The sequence below is a fragment of the Gilliamella sp. BG2 genome, from assembly GCF_046635645.1.
Lineage (GTDB): Bacteria > Pseudomonadota > Gammaproteobacteria > Enterobacterales > Orbaceae > Gilliamella > Gilliamella bombi.
The window spans coordinates 17611-36878 of record NZ_JBIDFF010000012.1; the positions used below are offsets into that span (position 1 = coordinate 17611).

Here is a 19268-nt window from a genome sequence, read left to right on the forward strand (position 1 = left end):
AGTAAAGTTGAACTTATTTGATTTTTTATTGTCAAAATCGGTAAGAGCAAATAAAAAAGTAGGTGCAAAGTGAAACAAAGAACATTAAAAAAGACTATTCAAGCAACTGGTGTTGGTTTACATACTGGCAAAAAAGTTACTTTGACATTACGTCCTGCGCCTGAAAATACAGGTATAATTTACCGTCGTACTGATTTAAATCCATATGTAGATTTTCCTGTGGATGCGAAGTCTGTGCGTGATACAATGCTTTGTACTTGTTTAATAAATGAAGACAATGTTCGTATTTCTACAGTTGAACATATTAATGCTGCATTAGCAGGGCTTGGTATTGATAATATTATTATTGAAGTTAATGCCCCTGAAATACCAATTATGGATGGTAGTGCAAGTCCGTTTGTTTATTTATTGCTTGATGCTGGTATTGCTGAACAAAATGCACTTAAAAAGTTTTTGTGTGTAAAAGAAACAGTTCGAGTTGAAAATGGTGATAAATGGGCTGAAGTAAGACCTTATAGTGGTTTTAAGCTAGATTTCACTATTGATTTTCAACATCCAGCTATCGACAATAGTTCACAACGTTATCAACTAGATTTTTCGTCTGAATCATTTATTCGTCAAATCAGTCGTGCTAGAACATTTGGCTTTATGCGTGATATTGAAGCATTACAATCTAAAGGCTTATGTCTTGGTGGTAGTTTAGATTGTGCAATTGTTGTTGATGATTATAAAGTGCTTAATGAAGATGGTTTACGTTTTGAAGATGAGTTTGTGCGTCACAAAATGCTTGATACTATCGGTGATTTATATATGAGCGGTCACAATATGATTGGTGAAGTTGTTTGTTATAAATCAGGTCATGCATTGAATAATCAATTATTGCAAGCATTGCTAGCAAAACAAAATGCATGGGAATATATCACATTTACAGAAGAGCAAATAGTGCCACTTGCATTGGGTACTCAACAGCTTATTTTTGCATAAAATATAAGTAATATTGTTTTATATTATGGCGCTCCTGTTTTTAATAGGAGCGTTTTTTATTTTATATTAAAGAGATAATGTATGAATAACAGTCATTTTTTTGCTCATTTATCACGATTAAAACTTATTAATCGTTGGCCTTTAATGCGTAATGTAAGAACTGAAAATGTATCAGAGCATAGTTTACAGGTTGCTTTCGTTGCACATGCCTTAGCAATAATTAAAAACAAGAAATTTAATGGAAATGTTAATCCAGAAAGAATTGCATTGCTGGCAATGTACCACGACGTTTCGGAAGTGATAACTGGCGATCTACCAACACCAACAAAGTATTACAATCCACAAATAACGGTTGAATATAAAAAGATTGAAAAAATAGCACAGCATAAACTTATCAATATGCTTCCTAAAGAGTTACAAGATGATTTTAGAACATTAATTGATGATGATTTTTATGACGAAATCGAGAAAAGTATTGTAAAACAAGCTGATGCATTATGCGCTTACCTTAAAACGATTGAAGAGCTCAGTGCGGGCAATAATGAGTTTAAATTAGCAGAACAACGTTTAAAAAAGACTTTATCTGAACGTAACAGTCCTGAAATGAATTACTTCTTAGACGTTTTTGTTCCAAGCTTTAGTTTATCACTAGATGAAATAACCATGTAAAATTAGTTTATTTATAAGCATCGGTATCAATAACCAAGAAATTGTTTTTGGCGTATTCATTTCTTACTGTTGATTTGCCTGAGCCGACCTGTCCGCCGAGTAAAATTACTTCAGGGTTATTTGAAGGTTTAACAAATCTCAGATATTCATTTTTGATTGCATTCTCGAAAATTCTGTCATGCTTATCTTTGGGAAGAATAAATTTATTAGCCATAAAATAAATAGTCAATCATCTTCTGAAAATACTACATCAGGAAATACTTCATTAAATTTCGGGTGAAAATTACCAACCGCAATGGCTTTGAGTTCGTCTATATCTGCTGTACTTGGGGGGATAATTCCAACTTCATATAAATCTTGTAGAGCCTTTATATAGAGAGGATAAGCGGCATCATAAGCGGCTTGGTCGCCTGTTTCTTTAATTGAGCTGAAGTAGTGGCAAAACTTGATTTTTTCTCGTTTAACCGCCTGTTTTGCTGCGTCAATCCAAGGGTAAATGCTGGGATCTAGTGTTTTCATGATGTTTCCTTATTCATCGTTATAAATCGAGTGCGCCGAAATGGATCATAGACATAAAGAAAAAAGTCAAAATTACCATACCAATGGTGGTGGGCATACTAAAGTAGGCATGGCCTAAAAGGTAGCTACCCACTTAAACATTTTTTATTTCTATTATAGATTATTAATAAAAAATACATACTTTTTCAGAATATTAAATTCTGTGATAATAAAAAGGTTTTTACTCTAGTTATAATAAATGTATTTTATGTCAGATACAAGTTAAATGGCTTTTAAGCTCGTCAATTTCCTCTAACTAATCGAGATATTTTTTAGTGATATACGTGATAACGAAACTAATTCACGATATCACTAATTAAAAAATTACGATTATACTGAATAATAATCACTCGAACCTTTACAGGATCAACAAACTCTCACAATGGTAGAATAATTAATCTTTTTTCCCTCGGATCTTCCGAGACAATCGTTTAAACCCATGAGTAAACTTTTTAATTGCCATTGCAAAAAAAGGAACCTTAATTTTGATATCAAAGCGTTCTTTCAACTCGATTGCGTCATTGGCTTTAGTTAGCCAAATAAATCCTGAGTTCGTTAAATCGATGGCCTTGATTTTTCCTTCAGGCGTTAAGATAAAATTTCCGCCATGAATATCATTAGATACTAAATTATAACTGTGCAGTTTTTCAATACAGTTTTTAACTTGCTCGCCATACTCTTTCATTTCTTCCCACTTTAAAGAGCGCCCTTCGATAAAGTTAAAAATCATATAATGGCGTTTAGTTTTTTGATCGAAAGCAACCAAATACAGTTCATAAGCAATATCGGCATTATCAAGTGATATTTTGGCGAGTTTACGAATTAAATTGAAATAAAAGTCGCCTGTAATTTTGGCGATTAAACGACGCTCTAAACGGTGCTCAACACCGCCATCAATTTTAAAAATAAATTTTGATTCATCATGATCGATTAAATAAGTATATCGCTCTAATTTATCGCTAGGATCGAGTAATTCATGATGTCCTTCTTCTGCCAAAAATTGGTCAAAAAGTTCTAAATAATTGATTTCGTCATTTTGCACATAGGCGAACTTCATATCGCCACGTTGAACTTCAATAATTTTTGCAAAGTTATTCAAATTTTATTATCCCAGAATACATCAAAAAAATTGACTTATCTTAAACATTATCTGCGTTAAAGTAAATGAAACAGTAACGTTTAACTAGTAGTATGAATAGTATTAATTAAAAAGTGATGAATATTTGCTATGCCATTAAAATGATATTATGGTTAAATAATTGAATTTATATTATTGGTTAGTTATGTCTAATAGCGCATCCGAATGGTTTTTATATATTATTAGAACAGCAAAAAAATCACTCTATACTGGTATTACAACAAATGTGGAAAGAAGGCTTCACCAACATCAAACCAACAAAGGTGCAAAGCATCTAAAAGGGCAAAAAGATTTAACTATTGTGTACCGGATCTATATTGGTGACAGATCGATGGCGCTTAGGCTTGAGTACCGAATAAAACAGCTTTCTAAACAAAAAAAAGAGAAGTTAGTCACAAACCAGCCTAATTTAAACGAATTATTAAAACTACTCAATTAATACGCTTTATATTCACATCATTGGCATTAACTGTATTGTAGGAGCTTTAATTGCATCAATTTGCTTATTAAACTCAGCTAATTGTTGCCGCCAAAAATCCTCATCAGTAATCCATGGAAAGGCGATAGGAAAAGCAGGATCTTGCCAACGCTCTAAAATCCATGCTAAATGATGAACCATTCTCATCGCTCTTAAAGGTTCGATAAGCTTCAATTGATGATGATCAAACTTACAATACTCCTGATACATTTCAATCAATAAATCCAACTGTAAACGTTGCTGTTGACGATCACCATGCAGTAACATCCACAGATCTTGAATTGCAGGGCCATTACGAGAATCATCAAAATCAACAAACATTGTATTATCGCGCCATAAGATATTACCCGCATGGCAATCGGCATGTAATCGAATAGGCTGCCAATCGTTATGCCAATGCTGTTCAACAGTTTTTATTAACTGGGCTAAAATATCTTTAAGGTCAGTTTGAACTTTCTTAGAAATATAAGCGCTAGATAGCAAGATATCTTGTGGCCGATAAAGATACTCTTCTAATCCAATAGTTGGACGATGTAAAAATGTCTGCTTAGCACCAATTTGATGGATACGACCAAGCAACATACCCACAGATTCCATTTGCTCGATATTATCCATCTCATATTGTCGTCCTCCAACACTAGCAAACAACGTAAACAGATAACCTTGATATTCGTGTAGTGTCGTATTATTAAATGTTAATGGCGTAATAACGGGAACCTCAGCATCAGCTAATTGCTTAGTAAACTGATGTTCTTCAAGAATTTGCTGACGATCCCAACGATTTGGTCGATAAAACTTAACCACATAACGTTTATGATCTTCATCTTGAAATTGATAAACACGATTTTCATAACTATTTAACACAGTCAAACCAGAATCTATACTCAATCCTATTGAAGATAGGCTATCAATAATTAAATCTGGTGATAAAGATTGAAACGAAAATGTTGAACTATTCATTGAATGATCCTTTATTGCAAACTAAACCATTCATCTAATTTTTGTTTTAGAGCTTCAAGTCCAATACGCTTAGGTGATGAAAAAGGAGCAACAGTAATATCTCCTTGAAAAGGTAAAATGGCTTCTTTCACCATATTAACTTGTTTTTTTTGAGCGCCAGAAGCTAATTTATCAGCTTTAGTAAGCAGTAACATAATAGGGATATCAACAGAAACCGCCCACTCAATCATCTGTTGATCTAAATCTTTTAACGGATGTCTAATATCCATCAATACAACCAAACCTTTTAAACTTTCACGCTTTTGCAGATATTCGCCTAATGCTTTTTGCCATTTACGCTTTATCGCCTCTGGCACTTGAGCATAGCCATAACCGGGTAAATCTACTAAACGGCAATTTTCTTCAACTTCGAAAAGATTAATAAGTTGGGTTCGACCTGGCGTTTTACTCGTTCTAGCAAGCCCTTTTTGATTGGTTAATGTATTAAGTGCGCTTGATTTACCAGCGTTAGAACGACCAGCAAAAGCAATTTCAACACCACTATCAACAGGTAGATGAGAAATATCAGGTGCACTCAAAATAAAATGAGTTTTAGCATAATTTAATGGGTGAATATTGGTCATAAATAAGTATCCTTTAAATGCAACGGCATTCAATTGACTAAAATGCCGTTACTGTATAGAAAAACTTAAGAATTGACAACTTTTTCCACAGCTTTCGCAAATCGAGTCATACCTTCTTTAATTTCATCTTCAGAAATAATTAGTGATGGGGTAAAGCGCAAAACATTAGATCCAGCATTTAAAATCATTACTTTAAATTCAGTTGCTACGTTCAAAAAATCACGAGCTTTATTGTGAAATTTGGGTTGTAATTCTACGCCTAACAATAACCCCTTTCCACGATACTCTCGGAATAATTTAAATTTATCATTAATTTTTTCTAATTGCTCAATAAATACAGCACGTCGTTTTTGCACACTTTCAAGTATTTCAGGAGAATTAATAATATCAAAAGCCTCGCAACCCACAGCACAAGCTAAAGGGTTACCACCATAAGTTGTACCATGTACACCGGGATGCATAACTGAAGCAATTTCGTCTGTTGTTAACATAGCACTAATAGGAAATCCACCGCCCAGTGCTTTAGCTGAGGTTAAAATATCTGGCTTTACATCATATTGTTGATAAGTAAATAAACTGCCTGTTCGACCTATTCCACATTGCACTTCATCGAACACCAGTAACGCTTTATATTCATCACATAGCTCACGCAAACCTTGTAAAAATTCGGGTGTGGCTGAAGTTAATCCACCTTCACCTTGAACAGGCTCTAGTACAACCGCACAAGTATGATCATCCATTACGGCTTTAACTGCATCAAGATCATTAAAAGGAACATGAATAATATCAGCTGGTTTTGGACCAAAACCATCCGAATACTTAGCCTGACCACCAACAGAGACGGTAAAAAATGTACGCCCATGAAAAGATTGATAAAAAGCAATAATTTTAGTCTTATAAGGATTGTATTTATGTATTGCGTAATGACGAGCTAATTTAAACGCAGCTTCATTAGCTTCGGCACCAGAATTTGCAAAAAAAACACGTTCAGCAAACGTATTATCGATAAGTTTTTGAGCAAGATTTAAAGCCGGCTCATTAGTAAAAACATTACTTACATGCCATAACTTTTCACTTTGTTCATGTAATGCTTTAACTAATCTTGGATGACAATGCCCAAGCGCATTTACAGCGATGCCACCTGCAAAATCAATATATTCTTCACCATTTTGATCCCAAACACGACTCCCTTTACCCTTTACGGGGATAAATTTTGCTGGTGCATAAATAGGTAAAATAACTTTATCAAAAAGTTCACGTGTGATTTTTGGCTGCATTGTTTAATCCTTATTTATTTTATTAACTAGTTCCTATCATTTTAATCAAACTAATTGCGGTGTAAAGTAAATAATTATTCAAATATTTTAAATTAATATTCACTAATTAAAGGTGAATTCAATTTAAAATTAATATAATAATTTTCTTCTTATCTATAATTATTTTCAGGTATAATTAGCCACTATTCGTTAAGTGTACTTAAAAGAGATAAAAATGAGCCGTGTCGTTTATTGCCATTATTTAAAAAAAGAAGCAGAGGGATTAGATTTTCAACTTTATCCAGGGGAGATTGGAAAACGTATTTTTAACGAAATATCCAAACAGGCATGGCAAGAATGGCTCAAAAAACAAACAATGCTCATTAACGAACATAAACTCAATATGATGAATCTAGAACACCGAAAAAAAATTGAAGCTGAAATGATCAAATTTCTATTTGAAGGCGAAGAAGTTGTTATTGATGGATATAAACCGCAAAATTGAGATGTAAAATGAAAAAAAATAAAAAAATCATCGTGTTAATTATTTCTGTAACTCTTCTAACAGGTTGTCCTAGTACGAATTCAAAAAAAAATGAAAACAATTATGTTAAAGATACTAATGCTTTTAATATCTTAATTAGTCAATATGCTAATAACATTGAAGAAATTTGGGGTCCGAAAGAAGTCCTTATTGCAGGGCCTAAAGATTATGTTCAATATGAAGATAATTTAAAAACGCGTGTCCATATTAACTTTGTTTCTGGTGTGATTACTATTGAAACGATGGCTGAATCACCAATAGAAAACCTAAAAGAAGCGATAGTTTCGACATTACTTATGTCAGAGCCAGTTGACATTATACGACATGACAAAATCAGTCAAGACTTATCTCAAGAACCATTTCTATACAATCAGGTATTAGATCAAGAGCATCAACCGATTCGTTGGAGTGGCAGAGCCAATAGTTTTGCTGATTATCTGCTTAGCAATAATATAAAAACTCGCTGGTCTGGTTCTTATAAAATTACTTATGTTGAAATTAAACTTGTTCCTAACCACATAAATCAACGTGCCAGAAAATTCTTACCAATAGTAGCTGAAGCTTCTAATCGTTATTTTATTGATGAACGCTTGATCTTAGCCATTATGGAAGTTGAATCTGCATTTAACCCATATGCTGTCAGCCGTACTGATGCGCTTGGACTAATGCAAGTACAACAACACACCGCTGGGCGTGATATTTTCAAATTACAAGGCAAATCGGGTGAACCAAGTCGAAAATTCTTACTCGATCCGCGTAATAATGTTGATATAGGTACAGCTTATTTATCTTTATTAAAAACGAAATACTTAGCAGGCATTAATAACCCAATTTCGTTAAGATACGCCGTGATCACATCTTATAATGGAGGAGTAGGAAGTGTGTTGCGTACGTTTTCTAACGATCGCAATGAAGCTATCAACATCATAAACTCAATGACACCACAACAGGTTTATCGAAAACTTGTCACTTCTCACGTTTCGCAAGAGTCACGTAATTATCTAATAAAAGTCAATAGAATCTTAGATAATAAATAAGTTATAAAAAAATAAATATTTCCTCATCATTCATAAGTAATGATGAGGAAATATATCATTTACCAGCTCATAAACGAATGATAAAGCAAAATGGATTTAATGGTTGTTTAAAGATAACACAACATAATCAGTCAACATCTAGCGATTCAGAAGCTAACAAACAATAGCTAACTAACAAAAGGTAATAAACAAAAGTCTAAGCGATTGTGGGTAAAACACTCTAACAGTTTTTAAAGAATTATTTTAATTAAAAATTTACTTATCTATAAAGTGAATGATTTTCATCTTTACATTTCTTTACAAAAAAATCCGCCAAAAAACTAGCCAACAATTTTTTAAATGGTTATACTTTAACCGCTATAGGAAAGCAAGCTTTTTAAATAATCGGAAAATAATAAAAATTCAAATAAAACAAATAATTACTTGACAGGTAAACCATAATGCATTATCATTTTAGACACCAGACACCAGCACTGGCAAACCTATGTCTTAAATTTATTAAATAATCTTATTCGAAGAGCTTTTACACAAAACTTATTTATACCTTCCAAATTATCTCTCAACGTATTATCAAAATTGTCTCAAAAAAGCTTATTGGTGTTGGGGCTGTTATTATTGTTATCTTCATGGAATTTACAGGCGAATGGCAAAAAATCTCGAACAGGTAATCGTAGTGATGCAATAATGCTACCGTCGCCAGTTATCAATTATGTAAGGCCAAATCTACTTTTGGGTGATGAAGAAAGAGCGGGTCCAGCTGACATATGGAATCCCGATAAGGGCTTTTTAGTACAATCAATTGATTTTGAATCAATTCATCCTGAATCATACAGTCTTAATTTTCCGACCACGGGTGGGCATAATTTATATTTTGATTTACTCATAAGTGGAGTAGATATAAAGGAATTGACATGGGAACCCATTACTTTGGGGGGCATCACTGCGACAGTGACAAATGTTGTAGCTAATGATAAGTGGATCCCTGATGAAGATAAGGGACAAGTTGTCGCTCGTGTTAAGCTAACAGGTCCAGAGGCAAGAAATCAATGGTACAATCCTCATCCTAACCCAATTGCTAAGCCACAGTTACCACAGACGTTTGAGTTAGTGGGTAGAGATATTAATACTGGTGATGAGGTAGTAAAATATGGATTTAAGTTAAAGCAGTGGTTTGTTAACCGAGGAGGTAAATATGATACAGCCCCAGCTCAAACAACATGGTGTAGTCGTTTGGGGTATCGTCTTACGCAGGTAAGAGATTTAACCAATGCAGTCAGAACAGCTAGTTTTCCTATTTCTAGTGCCACGCCGTCGTCATCTGAAAATTATTACCAGCGTCGAATTGGAGCTGGATTTTTCACGGAGTGGGGCTACATGTCCCATTACGCTAATGCGGATTTCGCTTACAGTACTCACTCCCACTATGGTTATTGGACGATCAACGCCATACCTAACCGTCAGTTCTATGTCTACTCGGACACTGGCTACATCAATAGCAATCACATGGGTGCTACCTTCGGGTATTATGCTGTTTGCACCACACCTTAGATTTTAGTGTTTATTTCTTAATCCTTAGGCTCAGGAATAGTTTATGGTGCAAATAAAGGATAATATAACAAAGAACCAAGCCTCTGAGGCGTTAGGTATTGAGCAGGAAAAGCCTGCGAGCTTTGCGCTTTAATGACTGAAAGCCAAAATAGTGCTCTGATCGATACAAATTAAAATCTTGCGCTTTTGTTATTAACTAGCTGTTATTAACAAGTTATTATTAAATAGCTATTATTAAATAACAAAAGCGCTTTTCTTAAAAAGCAGAATCCAGTGTAATAAAAAAACTATTCTATAAGTGTTTGATTTCATTTAAAATAAAAAAATAAATAAAATCAATAGTCTACCTGAACGATTTTAGAACAAAAAATACGCTTATAGCACGGCAAAGTTAATATGGCTAATTTTAATCACGTCCGATAGGTTGATTCTAAATAAGATTAGCTCCCCACTAGGTATAAATCTTCCTAAAAATTTTAATTCACTATTTTTACTATAAGTAACCTCTTTAATAATGAGGGATTTTTGTGGTTTTAAAGTTTTTTAATAAAAAAAACGTGATCTGCTTCAAATTTTGAGTATACTATGCGTCTCATAAAACCCTAGTTTTTTTGAGGATGTTAGTTTGAGTACCAATAAACTTGTGGATTCATATTCTCCCGCACAAATGACCCAAATTGCTGAAGATCTTGGCAATTACAAAGTAAACAAACACCCATGTAGTACGATTTTATCCGCAATGCTTGCTGGTGTTTATATCTCTATCGCTTTTGTATTTTATATTACCGTAACAACCGGAACAGCAACCGTTGCTTTTGGTTTGGCAAAATTAGTCGGCGGTATTTGTTTCTCTTTAGGACTTATGCTTGTTGTTTGTTGTGGTTCTGACTTATTTACTTCAACAGTATTGACCATTTTACCTAAAATGACCCATAAAATTGGCTGGACTAAAATGATTCGTAATTGGATTTTGGTCTATGTTGGTAACTTTATTGGTGCTATACTGTTTGTTACAGTTATTTGGTTTTCAGGTCAGTATATGGTAGCCAATGGTTTGTGGGGACTAAATATTTTACAAACCGCTGATCATAAATTACATCACACCTTTATTGAGGCAGTATGTCTTGGCTTTTTAGCTAATCTAATGGTCTGTTTGGCCGCCTGGTTGAGTTACGCTGGTCGTAGCTTACTTGATAAAATGCTAATTATGGTTTTACCTGTTGCAATGTTTGTTGCCAGCGGTTTTGAGCATAGTATTGCAAATATGTTTATGATTCCTATGGGTATTGTGATTAAGAACTTTGCGTCCCCTGAGTTTTGGCAAGCAGCTGGTGTGTCGGCAGATGCATTTAAAGAGTTAACTGTATCGCATTTTGTATTTAAAAATTTAATTCCAGTTACAATTGGGAATATTTTAGGTGGTTTAGCTGTAGCACTACCTTATTGGGCTTTATATTTACGTAAGCCACATTGATTTTATAATATTTACCCTCATATTTAATAGGGTAAATAGTTATTTTTGTAAACCTGAGGTGAAAATTATGAGTAATTTAAACGAAGTACAAGCAGCAGCTTGGAAAGGATTTAAAGATGGTGATTGGCAAAATAATGTTAATGTCCGCGATTTTATTCAAAAAAACTACACGCCATATGAGGGCGATGAGTCTTTCTTAGCTGGCGCAACTGAAGCCACAACTAAGTTATGGGATAAAGTAATGGAAGGCATTAAAATTGAAAATGCTACCCATGCCCCTGTGGATTTTGATACAAGTGTTATTTCGACAATTACTGCTCATGATGCAGGTTATATTGAAAAAGATTTAGAAAAAATTGTTGGCTTACAAACTGAAAAACCATTAAAACGTGCAATTATTCCGTTTGGTGGTATCAAAATGATCGAGAATTCTTGCAAAGCTTATAACAGAACGCTTGATCCTTTAGTCAAAAAAATCTTTACTGAATATCGTAAAACTCATAACCAAGGTGTTTTCGATATTTATACTCCAGATATTCTTCGTTGTCGTAAATCAGGTGTTATTACAGGTCTTCCTGATGCTTATGGCCGTGGTCGTATTATTGGTGACTACCGTCGTGTTGCGCTCTACGGTATCGACTACTTAATGCAAGATAAATTTGCACAATTCAATTCACTACAAGCTGATTTCGAAAACGGTGTTGATCTTCCAATGATTATGCAACGTCGTGAAGAAATTGCTGAACAGCATCGTGCACTTGGCCAAATTAAAGAAATGGCAGCTAAATACGGCTTCGATATTTCTGCCCCAGCAAAAACTGCACAAGAAGCAGTTCAATGGACATATTTTGGTTATTTAGCTGCGGTTAAATCACAAAATGGTGCTGCAATGTCATTAGGTCGTACTTCGACTTTCTTTGATATTTACTTCCAACGCGATCTTGAAGCTGGTTTAATTACAGAAAAAGATGCTCAAGAAATTGTTGACCATTTTGTTATGAAGTTACGTATGGTTCGTTTCTTACGTACGCCAGAATATGATGAATTATTCTCTGGTGACCCAATTTGGGCAACTGAATCTATCGCTGGTATGGGTGTTGACGGTCGTACATTAGTTACTAAGACTTCTTTCCGTTTCTTAAATACTTTATATACAATGGGTCCATCTCCAGAACCTAATATGACAATCCTTTGGTCTGAAAAATTACCAAGTGGATTTAAAGAGTTCGCATCAAAAGTATCTATCGATACATCATCATTACAATATGAAAATGATGATTTAATGCGTCCTGACTTTAACAATGATGACTATGCTATTGCATGTTGTGTAAGCCCAATGATTGTTGGTAAACAAATGCAATTCTTTGGTGCGCGTGCAAACCTTGCTAAAACTCTACTATACGCAATCAACGGCGGTGTGGATGAAAAATTAAAAATGCAAGTTGGTCCTAAAGAGGCTCCAATCACTGATGAATATTTAGATTTTGATACAGTGTTTGCTCGTTTAGACCACTTTATGGATTGGTTAGCAAAACAATACGTAACTGCATTAAATGCTATTCACTATATGCACGATAAATACAGCTATGAAGCATCATTAATGGCGCTTCATGATCGTGATGTTATTCGTACTATGGCATGTGGTATTGCTGGTCTTTCAGTTGCAGCTGACTCTCTTTCTGCGATTAAGTATGCAAAAGTAAAAGCAATTCGTGATGAAGATGGTTTAGCTACTGACTTTGAAATTGAAGGTGAATATCCACAATTTGGTAATAACGATCCACGAGTTGATGATATCGCTGTTGATTTAGTTGAACGTTTTATGAAGAAAATTCAAAAACTTAAAACTTATCGTAATGCAACACCTACACAATCTGTATTAACCATTACATCAAACGTTGTTTATGGTAAGAAAACAGGTAATACTCCAGACGGACGTCGTGCTGGTGCGCCATTTGGACCAGGTGCTAACCCAATGCACGGTCGTGACCAAAAAGGTGCGGTAGCTTCATTAACATCTGTTGCTAAACTTCCATTTGCTTATGCTAAAGATGGTATTTCTTATACTTTCTCTATCGTTCCAAATGCATTAGGTAAAGATGATGATGTGCGTAAACGCAACTTAGCTGGTTTAATGGATGGTTATTTCCATCACGAAGCTACAGTAGAAGGTGGTCAACATCTAAATGTTAATGTATTAAATCGTGATACATTATTAGATGCGATGGAACATCCTGAAAAATATCCACAATTAACTATTCGTGTTTCTGGATATGCGGTGCGTTTCAACTCATTAACTAAAGAACAACAAAATGACGTAATTAACCGTACATTTACACAAAAAATGTAATTTAGTTAATTGTTAACTTAATCGAAATAGCGTCTTTAAAGGCGCTATTTTTTTATCAGTGCAAATATTATTTTTGCCATCTTTAAATTAAATATTAATACGATGATAATAATTTAATATTGTTGATATTTATCCAGTATAATTAATCAAAATATAATTCGTGACGATTAATACTATTGGTTTAAGTTTGACGGTAGTGGAGTTAAAATTATTAAAAAGTCATATGAGCAATGATTCGAGATTATCTATGGAACAACAAAATATTATTATGACAACTAATTCGCCTATTAAAGGCCGTATCCACTCTTTTGAATCCTTTGGTACTGTTGATGGTCCAGGGATTCGTTTTATTGTTTTTTTTCAAGGTTGCTTAATGCGTTGCTTGTATTGCCATAATCGTGATACATGGGATTTAAAAGCTGGCCGAGAGGTCACCGTTGATGAGCTTATGAAAGAAATTGTTTCTTACAAAAGTTTTATTATGCCTAATGGTGGTGGTGTGACAGCTTCGGGCGGTGAGGCTACGTTACAAGCTGAGTTTGTTACTCAATGGTTTAGAGCTTGTCATCAAGAAGGCATTAGTACTTGTTTGGATACTAATGGTTATGCAAGGCAGCTCGACCATGTTGTTGATGAACTTTTAGAAGTAACAGATTTGGTCATGCTTGATTTAAAGCAAGTTAATGATGAAATTCATCAAAAATTAGTTGGAGTACCAAATAAACGAGTTCTTGAGTTTGCTAAATATTTGCAAAAAATTAATAAGCGAACTTGGATACGTTATGTTGTTGTTCCTGGGTGGACTGATGATGATAATTCAGCACATCTGCTTGGTAAATTTATTGAGGGGATGGATAATATTGAGCGTGTAGAATTACTTGCTTATCATAAACTAGGTGCTTATAAATGGGATACGATTGGTGATAAATATAAGTTGGAAGGCGTTGAGGCTCCACCAAGAGAAACCCTTGATAGGATCCAAGGTATTTTAGAAAGCTATGGTCATTATGTTACATTTAGTAAATAGTTGATAGATTGTTTGATAAGAGGCGCATTCAATTGTGCCTCTTTTGTATCTATTGTAATCTTTTTCGTTTTATTGCACGTATAACAAAAATCCCACCCTCAAAAGCTAGAATGCAGACAGATAACCAAATAAATCCATATGATACAATATGTTCTGATGAAACTTTCTCATGCAAAAACAGTATAGAAATAACTGTTAGTAGTACTGGCTCTACATATCCTAATAAACCAAATAATCCCATGGGCAGTAAGCGACTTGCAACAAAATAGATTGCAAAAGCAATAGCCGTGATGATCCCCAAGGTTGGTATGTAAATCGGGAAATGAGAAAGATCACTAATTATTTTGTCTAAACGATAATTTAAGGCACAATATATAAGGCACCCTAGGAAGATAAAGAAAAAGTCAGAAAACGTGCCCACAATGCCATCTATTCGCAATTTGCGCCTTGTCATAAAGTAGATTGGATACCCCAAAGCAATAACAGCGGTTTCCCATGAGAAAGCACCAGTGATGTAAATTTCAATGGCAACGCCTAATACTGCAAGTGCAACAGCTATTTTTTGCAAGAAGCTGAGCTTTTCTTTATAAAAAATTTGCCCAGAAATCACCATTGCTAGTGGCAATAAAAAATAACCTAGCGATGCTGATAACCCATGTCCGTTAAGTGGTGCCCAAATAAAAATCATCATCTGTATTGTGAGCAAAACAGAAGAAAATAATAACCCCAATAAAAAAAGTGGTTGTTGTTTTATTCGTCTAAAAAGTGCAGTTATAACTGACCACTGTTTTCCAGCAATGATTAATATAACTATTGCAGGAAATGAAGTTAGTAATCGCCAACAAAAAATATCAACAACAGATAAGGAGTGTAACAAAACTGGGTAGTAATACAGTAACCCAAATAGACATGATGCCAGTATTGAAAGCGCTACACCTTTTATCATTTTTTTCACCTTTATTAATAAAAAAATAGCGCTAATAGATAGCGCTATTCTCTAAGATAATGTAAGTTATTTAATAAACTCAACACCATTCATATAAGGTACTAAAACGGATGGAACTTTAATTGAACCATCTGCTTGTTGATAGTTTTCCATAATAGCAACAAGTGTACGTCCAACAGCTAGACCAGAACCATTTAGTGTATGTACTAAATATGTTTTATTATCAGCTTTATTACGATAACGAGCTTGCATTCGGCGAGCTTGGAAATCCCACATATTTGAGCAAGAAGAAATTTCTCGGTATGTATTTTGAGCTGGTACCCATACTTCAAGGTCATAGGTTTTACAAGAGCCAAAGCCCATATCTCCAGTACATAACACAATTTTTCGATATGGTAATTCAAGTAATTGCAATACTTTTTCTGCGTGAGCAGTTAACTCTTCTAATGCCTTCATCGATTCTTCAGGCTTAACAATTTGAACCAATTCTACTTTATCAAATTGATGCATACGGATTAAGCCGCGAGTATCTTTACCGTAAGATCCTGCTTCAGAGCGAAAGCAAGGAGTGTGTGCTGTCATTTTTAATGGTAATACACTTTCATCAAGGATTTCATCGCGCACAAGATTAGTTACAGGCACTTCGGCAGTTGGAATTAATGCATAATTACTGCTTTCAGCTTCTTCATCAAGCGGTTTAGTATGAAATAAGTCACCTGCAAACTTTGGCAATTGTCCTGTTCCAAAAAGTGTTGCTTGATTGACTAAATACGGTACATAAATTTCGGCATAACCATGCTGTTCTGTGTGTAAATCTAACATGAATTGAGTAATAGCACGATGTAAGCGTGCGATTTGTGATTTCATAACCACAAAACGTGCACCTGTGAGTTTTACCCCTGCTGCAAAGTCAAGATCACCAAAGCGTTCTCCTAATGCAACATGATCTTGAATTGGGAAATCAAATTTTCTTGGTGTGCCAAAGCGTGAAATTTCAACATTATCATTTTCATCTTTTCCATCAGGAACAGAGTCATCAGGAATATTTGGGATAGTGGAAGCGATATCTTTAATTTTGCTTAGTAGGATATCAAGCTCTGCTTTAGCGCTATTGAGTTTTTCACCAAGTTTATTGACTTCTTCACGGACAGCTGTAATATCTTCGCCTCGTGCTTTTGCTTCACCAATTGCTTTTGAACGAGCATTACGTTCGGCTTGTAAGTTCTCGGTTTCAACTTGTAATACTTTGCGTTTTTCTTCTAAGTGACGAATAGTATCAACATCTAATTTAAATCCTCGACGTGCTAATTTATTAGCAACAACATCCAATTCATTTCGGAGTAAATTTGGGTCCAACATAAATAGTGTCCATTATTAACTAGGGAATATCTTTCTACTTTATCGTTATTCTATTATAGAAAACAGAACATATAAATTAAAAAGTAGATTAATTTACCGATATTAAAATTTGTTAGCTTAGTATACTAGAATTATATTGGGATTCAACCGAAATGGCGACCAGAAGAACTTTAGGGAACTAGTAAAATATTATTTATTCAAATAGATAGACGATAAGCTGTTTTTTGATATATTAATCATATACAAATAAATATTTTTCATAATATCGGCTAGAGGGCTGTTTATCTTTGAATAAAAAGAAAATAAAAAGCATAAAGATGTTGTTATAATATAATTTCGAATTACTTAATATCGATATAATCATCAGATTATTTGATTATTTAGGATGATAATAGTAAGCACAGTGAATCAACCTCACAATATACAGCTCATGGTAATTGAAATAGATTGAATAGGCTGTAGCTATTTTGTCCACGTTTTTGTTCTGATTTCTTCTTGAAGCTGTAATTTTGCAAACATCCGTTTAGGCTTGAGATTTTTCGCTTCTAACTCTTTTAAACATCTGATATCCGAAATTTCTAGATCATCGTATTTTTCCTCCATTTATAAAAAGTTGAATATCCCATATCTTATTTGAGTTAAAGCGCTTTAATTGAGAAACGTGCTTTAACTTTTTTAATATCGGTACGATTTGGTGCTTATCACCTTTTTCATATTCAAATTCTCTTTTACTTTTATTATAGACAATTTTCTACTTTTTAGAAGATAGTTATAATAAAGGGGGGAGCTTTTAGTTCCCCTTTTTATTCGTTTTATTGTATTTTAGTTTTTGGTTGATGTTGATGTAAGTAGGTTTCCTAAAAAAACTAATAAATATCAATAATGAAGTCAATATCTTGTTGTTCTTGTAATTTCACCCTTAACAATTCTTTAAGTTCTTTTATTAAGCTATTTAGTTCAAATATTTCTTTTTTTGTGAGTAGCCCTGTTTTTGATTTTAATTCTTTAATTCTTAGAATTTTTTGCTTTATATTTTTGCACATTATTTACACTCCTTTCATTATTTAAATTTACTATAACTTATTACTTTTTAAAAATATTTGAAAGATTTCAACGATCAGTAACATCAATTTATATAGGTTTTAGCTATCGTGCGCTATTTAATCGATCTGTAAAACCGATCATAATATACTACCAATCAAAATTTATTTAAAGAATAAGAAAAAGATAAGTTATGTTTTGGTAAAAATGTAGTAGATGATATCGTCGATTTTTATCAAAAAAATCAAATTGAATATAAAGAATTATGGAAAATATTAATCAAATTTTTAATATTTCAGTATCGGATTGTAATGATTCTGTAAATTGGTAGCTTGATTATAAATGGATAAATAGACGTGTTTATCGAGTATATTGTGAGTTAAGGCTTAACCTCAGAATAAAACATAGAAGCGTATTTCATTTCGAACACCAGAAAAGTTATCATATTTCTAATAAAAAAGGTGAATGTTGGTTAATGGTTTTTATGAGTGATAGTAGCTGTAATCAACGTCGCTTTAGGACATTCAATGTCATCGATGGCTTTAATCGTGAGGCGTTAGAGATTGATATTGCAGTAAGCTTACCAGCGGGAAGAATTACCCGTTACTTAGATAAACTGGCTGAATATCTAGGGTATCCATTAAAAATACGGGTCGATAATGGACCAGAATTTACAGGAAAAACCTTTATAAACTGGGCTAAATCACATAATATAGCCATTGATTATATCCAGCCCGGTAGTCCTTATCAAAATGGCTATATTGAACGATTTAATCGTACTGAAGTACTCAATTTATATCTTTTTAACAAATTAGTACAAGCAAGGAGAATAACCGAAGAATGGTTAATGATTTATAACACTGAAAGACCACATGAGGCATTAAATAACATGACACAGCCGAATATAAAACATTAAAACAAGCAGCGTAATTTTCTACATTAGTTTTAACTATGCGGTATCAAAATTTCCAAAATATACAAATAAACGTACAAAGTGGTGCGATGAGTAGTTCTTCGCTGTTTTTGAATCTGGATATAATAAGATAAGTTTTTATTTTTTTTATTATTGCTATAACTGATAAAGTGTTCGAAAGTGGTTAATGGCGCACCCGAAGGGATTCGAACCCCTGACCGCTCGGTTCGAAGCCGAGTGCTCTATCCAGCTGAGCTACGGATGCGTGTAAGTTCGTTAAAAAAGTGGTGCATCCGAAGGGATTCGAACCCCTGACCGCCCGGTTCGTAGCCGGGTACTCTATCCAGCTGAGCTACGGATGCT

At 34.0% G+C, this 19268-nt stretch carries 19 protein-coding genes and 2 tRNA genes; 10 read left to right on the forward strand and 11 right to left on the reverse strand.

Translation table 11 applies throughout. The features are described from left to right. Positions 1 to 69 precede the first annotated feature (69 nt). Together lpxC and yfbR are read left to right on the forward strand one after the other, a co-directional pair. Positions 70 to 984, forward strand: a complete 915-nt coding sequence (gene lpxC, locus ACGH6Q_RS06655; protein ID WP_065610422.1) for a UDP-3-O-acyl-N-acetylglucosamine deacetylase — start codon at positions 70 to 72, stop codon at positions 982 to 984. An 81-nt stretch (positions 985 to 1065) separates the two neighbouring features. Beyond that, positions 1066 to 1653, forward strand: a complete 588-nt coding sequence (gene yfbR, locus ACGH6Q_RS06660) for a 5'-deoxynucleotidase (protein ID WP_065590386.1) — start codon at positions 1066 to 1068, stop codon at positions 1651 to 1653. Positions 1654 to 1660: 7 nt separating this feature from the next. On the opposite strand, the gene ACGH6Q_RS06665 is transcribed toward yfbR, so the two are convergent. The 3 genes from ACGH6Q_RS06665 to ACGH6Q_RS06675 form a co-directional block, all read right to left on the reverse strand. Further along, positions 1661 to 1867 (reverse strand): zeta toxin family protein, encoded by a 207-nt coding sequence (locus ACGH6Q_RS06665; protein WP_034910164.1) that lies wholly within the window; start codon positions 1865 to 1867, stop codon positions 1661 to 1663. Positions 1868 to 1878: 11 nt separating this feature from the next. After that, on the reverse strand, positions 1879 to 2172 hold the full coding sequence (locus ACGH6Q_RS06670; protein ID WP_411592424.1) for a hypothetical protein: 294 nt from the start codon (positions 2170 to 2172) through the stop codon (positions 1879 to 1881). Between the two features lie 433 nt (positions 2173 to 2605). Further along, entirely contained in the window at positions 2606 to 3310 is a 705-nt protein-coding gene (locus ACGH6Q_RS06675) for a lipopolysaccharide core heptose(II) kinase RfaY (protein ID WP_411592427.1), read from the reverse strand. Between the two features lie 184 nt (positions 3311 to 3494). On the opposite strand from ACGH6Q_RS06675, the gene ACGH6Q_RS06680 reads away from it, so the two are divergent. Continuing rightward, the gene (locus ACGH6Q_RS06680; protein WP_034914645.1) at positions 3495 to 3788 is read left to right on the forward strand and encodes a GIY-YIG nuclease family protein; all 294 of its coding nucleotides are present in this window, start codon (positions 3495 to 3497) and stop codon (positions 3786 to 3788) included. 12 nt (positions 3789 to 3800) lie between these two features. On the opposite strand, the gene ACGH6Q_RS06685 is transcribed toward ACGH6Q_RS06680, so the two are convergent. The 3 genes from ACGH6Q_RS06685 to ACGH6Q_RS06695 form a co-directional block, all read right to left on the reverse strand. Beyond that, on the reverse strand, positions 3801 to 4787 hold the full coding sequence (locus tag ACGH6Q_RS06685) for a serine/threonine protein kinase (protein ID WP_411592429.1): 987 nt from the start codon (positions 4785 to 4787) through the stop codon (positions 3801 to 3803). 11 nt (positions 4788 to 4798) lie between these two features. Further along, positions 4799 to 5410, reverse strand: coding sequence for a ribosome biogenesis GTP-binding protein YihA/YsxC (gene yihA, locus ACGH6Q_RS06690; RefSeq protein WP_065590380.1), 612 nt, complete (start codon positions 5408 to 5410; stop codon positions 4799 to 4801). Positions 5411 to 5475: 65 nt separating this feature from the next. Next, positions 5476 to 6687: a bifunctional acetylornithine/succinyldiaminopimelate transaminase gene (locus ACGH6Q_RS06695; protein WP_411592432.1), complete on the reverse strand. Its 1212-nt coding sequence runs from the start codon at positions 6685 to 6687 to the stop codon at positions 5476 to 5478. A 214-nt stretch (positions 6688 to 6901) separates the two neighbouring features. On the opposite strand from ACGH6Q_RS06695, the gene ACGH6Q_RS06700 reads away from it, so the two are divergent. The 6 genes from ACGH6Q_RS06700 to pflA all read left to right on the forward strand — a co-directional run bounded on the left by ACGH6Q_RS06700 (position 6902) and on the right by pflA (position 14646). Further along, positions 6902 to 7171, forward strand: a complete 270-nt coding sequence (locus ACGH6Q_RS06700) for an oxidative damage protection protein (RefSeq protein WP_034914624.1) — start codon at positions 6902 to 6904, stop codon at positions 7169 to 7171. 8 nt (positions 7172 to 7179) lie between these two features. Then, a complete protein-coding gene (mltC, locus tag ACGH6Q_RS06705; RefSeq protein ID WP_411592434.1) occupies positions 7180 to 8247 on the forward strand; it encodes a membrane-bound lytic murein transglycosylase MltC in 1068 nt (355 codons plus the stop codon). A 597-nt stretch (positions 8248 to 8844) separates the two neighbouring features. Next, complete coding sequence (locus ACGH6Q_RS06710) at positions 8845 to 9795, forward strand: hypothetical protein (protein WP_296317186.1); 951 nt, start codon at positions 8845 to 8847, stop codon at positions 9793 to 9795. A 625-nt stretch (positions 9796 to 10420) separates the two neighbouring features. Next, positions 10421 to 11269: a formate transporter FocA gene (gene focA / locus ACGH6Q_RS06715; RefSeq protein ID WP_081298300.1), complete on the forward strand. Its 849-nt coding sequence runs from the start codon at positions 10421 to 10423 to the stop codon at positions 11267 to 11269. A 67-nt stretch (positions 11270 to 11336) separates the two neighbouring features. Continuing rightward, positions 11337 to 13619 carry a formate C-acetyltransferase gene (pflB, locus tag ACGH6Q_RS06720; RefSeq protein WP_085164906.1) on the forward strand — a complete coding sequence of 761 codons (2283 nt, stop codon included), beginning with the start codon at positions 11337 to 11339 and terminating at the stop codon, positions 13617 to 13619. 247 nt (positions 13620 to 13866) lie between these two features. Beyond that, entirely contained in the window at positions 13867 to 14646 is a 780-nt protein-coding gene (gene pflA, locus ACGH6Q_RS06725) for a pyruvate formate lyase 1-activating protein (RefSeq protein ID WP_218055817.1), read from the forward strand. Positions 14647 to 14695: 49 nt separating this feature from the next. Here pflA and rarD read toward each other — a convergent pair whose 3' ends face one another. The 3 genes from rarD to ACGH6Q_RS06740 all read right to left on the reverse strand — a co-directional run bounded on the left by rarD (position 14696) and on the right by ACGH6Q_RS06740 (position 17994). Beyond that, entirely contained in the window at positions 14696 to 15592 is an 897-nt protein-coding gene (rarD, locus tag ACGH6Q_RS06730; protein WP_065589601.1) for an EamA family transporter RarD, read from the reverse strand. A 66-nt stretch (positions 15593 to 15658) separates the two neighbouring features. Further along, positions 15659 to 16951 carry a serine--tRNA ligase gene (gene serS, locus ACGH6Q_RS06735; protein WP_296317193.1) on the reverse strand — a complete coding sequence of 431 codons (1293 nt, stop codon included), beginning with the start codon at positions 16949 to 16951 and terminating at the stop codon, positions 15659 to 15661. 866 nt (positions 16952 to 17817) lie between these two features. Then, the gene (locus ACGH6Q_RS06740) at positions 17818 to 17994 is read right to left on the reverse strand and encodes a hypothetical protein (RefSeq protein WP_155266131.1); all 177 of its coding nucleotides are present in this window, start codon (positions 17992 to 17994) and stop codon (positions 17818 to 17820) included. A 443-nt stretch (positions 17995 to 18437) separates the two neighbouring features. On the opposite strand from ACGH6Q_RS06740, the gene ACGH6Q_RS06745 reads away from it, so the two are divergent. Next, positions 18438 to 18908 carry an integrase core domain-containing protein gene (locus ACGH6Q_RS06745; RefSeq protein WP_411592458.1) on the forward strand — a complete coding sequence of 157 codons (471 nt, stop codon included), beginning with the start codon at positions 18438 to 18440 and terminating at the stop codon, positions 18906 to 18908. A gap of 185 nt (positions 18909 to 19093) precedes the next feature. Here the strand turns inward: ACGH6Q_RS06745 and ACGH6Q_RS06750 are convergent. Further along, positions 19094 to 19170, reverse strand: a tRNA-Arg gene (locus ACGH6Q_RS06750). Positions 19171 to 19190: 20 nt separating this feature from the next. After that, positions 19191 to 19267: transfer RNA gene (locus ACGH6Q_RS06755), tRNA-Arg, on the reverse strand. Position 19268: the final 1 nt, after the last annotated feature.

Excerpts from the sequence above, each read along its gene's own strand:
- yfbR (WP_065590386.1), top strand. The coding sequence starts at position 1,066 with ATGAATAACAGTCATTTTTTTGCTCATTTATCACGATTAAAACTTATT.
- ACGH6Q_RS06665 (WP_034910164.1), bottom strand. The coding sequence starts at position 1,867 with ATGGCTAATAAATTTATTCTTCCCAAAGATAAGCATGACAGAATTTTC.
- ACGH6Q_RS06670 (WP_411592424.1), bottom strand. The coding sequence starts at position 2,172 with ATGAAAACACTAGATCCCAGCATTTACCCTTGGATTGACGCAGCAAAA.
- ACGH6Q_RS06680 (WP_034914645.1), top strand. The coding sequence starts at position 3,495 with ATGTCTAATAGCGCATCCGAATGGTTTTTATATATTATTAGAACAGCA.
- ACGH6Q_RS06685 (WP_411592429.1), bottom strand. The coding sequence starts at position 4,787 with ATGAATAGTTCAACATTTTCGTTTCAATCTTTATCACCAGATTTAATT.
- yihA (WP_065590380.1), bottom strand. The coding sequence starts at position 5,410 with ATGACCAATATTCACCCATTAAATTATGCTAAAACTCATTTTATTTTG.
- ACGH6Q_RS06695 (WP_411592432.1), bottom strand. The coding sequence starts at position 6,687 with ATGCAGCCAAAAATCACACGTGAACTTTTTGATAAAGTTATTTTACCT.
- ACGH6Q_RS06700 (WP_034914624.1), top strand. The coding sequence starts at position 6,902 with ATGAGCCGTGTCGTTTATTGCCATTATTTAAAAAAAGAAGCAGAGGGA.
- mltC (WP_411592434.1), top strand. The coding sequence starts at position 7,180 with ATGAAAAAAAATAAAAAAATCATCGTGTTAATTATTTCTGTAACTCTT.
- pflB (WP_085164906.1), top strand. The coding sequence starts at position 11,337 with ATGAGTAATTTAAACGAAGTACAAGCAGCAGCTTGGAAAGGATTTAAA.
- pflA (WP_218055817.1), top strand. The coding sequence starts at position 13,867 with ATGGAACAACAAAATATTATTATGACAACTAATTCGCCTATTAAAGGC.
- rarD (WP_065589601.1), bottom strand. The coding sequence starts at position 15,592 with ATGATAAAAGGTGTAGCGCTTTCAATACTGGCATCATGTCTATTTGGG.
- serS (WP_296317193.1), bottom strand. The coding sequence starts at position 16,951 with ATGTTGGACCCAAATTTACTCCGAAATGAATTGGATGTTGTTGCTAAT.
- ACGH6Q_RS06740 (WP_155266131.1), bottom strand. The coding sequence starts at position 17,994 with ATGTGCAAAAATATAAAGCAAAAAATTCTAAGAATTAAAGAATTAAAA.